Genomic DNA, 2,771 nt, shown 5'->3' on the forward strand with positions numbered 1-2,771 from the left:
AACAGCTTCTAGGGAATAGGTAACGGTTTCGTTAGACATGGTGAACAACTCCCATTAGATATATTTTCTCGGTCCGCTATCGGAGACTATTTTAAGACTAAACCAGTTCGCCGCTTTCTTGTAAAGAGTGGAGACGCTGATAGATTCCCTGCTGATTTAATAATTGGTCATGGCTACCGATCTCGACAATGCGACCATTATCCAAAACGACAATTTGATCAGCTTCTCGAACAGTACTGAGACGGTGGGCGATAATAATCGTGGTGCGAGTGCCTAAGATGGATTTCATGGCTAGTTGAATGGCTCTTTCTGACTCATAATCTAAGCTAGAAGTGGCTTCATCAAAAACTAACACATCTGGATCAACAATTAACGCCCTAGCAATTCCTAAACGCTGTCTTTGTCCCCCCGAAAGACGTACGCCCCTTTCCCCTACAATAGTGGAATAACCATTAGGTAATTCCTGAATAAATTCATCGACACGGGCAATTTTACAGGCTTCTTCTACCTTCTCGAAGCTAATATTAGGATTACCATAGGTGAGATTTTCTAACACCGTACCATTAAACACATCTACTTCTTGATGGACAATCGCTAACCGTCGCCGATACCAAGTCACATCTAAGCGACTAATATCCTCGCCATCCATCAGAATTTGCCCTTGATTTGGTTCAAAATAGCGGAAAAGTAACTTAACTAAAGTGGATTTTCCTGAACCAGATTTGCCCACTAATGCCACGGTTTGATAGGGTTCAATCAGCAAATTAATATCCTTGATAATCGTTCTTTCAGCACTATAGCCAAAGTTAAGATTTCTTAATTCCACTTTCCCTGTAAAATGATAGGGATTATGTTGGGCATGATCGGCTAAAAGACTACCAGCATCAGTGCCACTGGGCAAGTTGATAAATTCCTGTAAACGTGCCATAGAAGCATAGCGACGGGCGAAAGTTTCTGCCATTTGGGATAGGGGATCTAATTCCGCATAGGCCATACTAGCGAGGGTATAGGTGGTGATAAAATGCCCGATCGAGATTTTCTGTTGGACGGTGGCTAGGAGAGTAAAGAAAAATACTCCAAATAAACTAGCTTGGACGAGGGTTTTTTCCCAAGTAATTAAGTCCACATAACCCTTATGAATGCGATAGATAACGTAGGTAAATTCTCTCTCTAAACGCTGTTTTTGACGATATAATTCCTGTCCTTCTGTGGCAAAAGCTTTGACGGTTTTGATATTAGTAATAATCTCAGAATTGCGACTTTGGGTATTTTCGATGTGCTGATCAAGAATTCTTTCTTTTTGCATTAAATCTTTTAAATCTCTCAAAATAAAAGCTACAATTAATACGAAAGAAATAAGAAAAGCAAGGGCGATCTGCCATTGAATTACCCAAATAACAATAAAGATACCGAAAACTCTAAACAATTTTGGGATCATCATTCCCGCCACTTCGGGATAAGTCCAAGTATGATTTTCTATCCCTTTGGCGATCCGGTTAGCGATGCGTCCTGGATTATTTTCATCGTAAAAAGATAGAGGTAAGGTGAGAATTTTGGCAATAATTTTTTTGAGATGATCTCGTCGCGCTCTTAAGGATATTTCCCAGTGAAACCATACACCCACCCAAGGCTGAATTGGTGCTTTAATTACCGTGGTTAGGAAAATTAAGCCTAATAATACTGCCAAACTAACCCACTTTTCTGAGGCAACGGGAGTTAAAACCATGGTGCGATCGACTAAAGATTGCACGAATCCATCTAAAGGCTGATGAGAAAGAACATTAAGGATCTGTCCGACGGCGTAGGGAACCATCAGATCGATAATTTCAAAGACACTCGATGCAGCAATGCTCAAAAAGGCGGCTTTTTGATAATTGCGATAGTAACTGAGAATATCCCGTAAGGAAGCCATAACATCAAGTAAATTGCCAATTTTTAACTTCTATCTGGTAACTGCTAACTGAAGAGACTAAAGGCACTTTTGGGATTGTTTTTCTGGAGTTACCATTATACTACAATACTACAAAAATCTGCCGACCTAGAAATTTCTAGGACAAAAGCCTTGTCATAGTCTTGTATTCTCAATCAGCTATTAGTCAGGAGACGATGCCAGATCAGCTTATATTTCATCCTTGGCAGAAGCACCACAGATCAATTTATCGGAAATTTTGGCGAATATTATCACAAAAATTAATAAATTTCTGAAAGGTTTTTAAGTGTTCGGTTTTATCGATACGCTGTATTATAAAGCTTTTTTTCGGTACTTCTTCCTTCAACTAAAAAATAAATATTCATCGATTAACTAATTCCTTGGGGAAATTCTTCTAAGACATTGATAAGATCAATAAAGGCTTTTTGTCGAGTTTTAGAAATATGAAAATCAGCCGCATTGTGTACCTGAATTACTCCTCCTTTACGAGTGACTATTTTCCAATAGGCAGGACTGATATTATTAATTATATAGGGATGATGACTGGTAATAATAAACTGTAAATCTCGATAATTAACTAATAAATCTTCTGTTAAAGTGTCCAAACAGTTAACCCCCAAACTATTTTCAAATTCATCGATTAATATAACGCTCCCATCAGGAGATAATTTGATCGTTGCTAAGAACATCAGGCTTTTTATCATTCCAGAGGAGATATTTGGTTCTACAATCCAGACATGAGAGTTTTTTTCTTTTATTTGTATGCGAGGTAAGTCTTCAAGTAAAAAAATTGGAGTTAATGAAACAAGCATACCAATATCACCTAGTTTGAATGGTTCTA

The 2,771-nt window shown here is 38.1% G+C and carries 2 protein-coding genes; both read right to left on the minus strand.

The window, feature by feature from the left end; genetic code table 11:
* Positions 1-97: 97 nt before the first annotated feature.
* Positions 98-1,912: an ABC transporter ATP-binding protein gene (locus PX636_RS03635; protein ID WP_288116254.1), complete on the minus strand. Its 1,815-nt coding sequence runs from the start codon at positions 1,910-1,912 to the stop codon at positions 98-100.
* A 386-nt stretch (positions 1,913-2,298) separates the two neighbouring features.
* The coding region (locus PX636_RS03640; protein WP_288116255.1) for an AAA family ATPase at positions 2,299-2,771 on the minus strand (473 nt) is incomplete at its 5' end.

The sequence above is a fragment of the Microcystis sp. M53598_WE2 genome (assembly GCF_030067735.1).
GTDB classification, from domain to species: domain Bacteria; phylum Cyanobacteriota; class Cyanobacteriia; order Cyanobacteriales; family Microcystaceae; genus Microcystis; species Microcystis aeruginosa.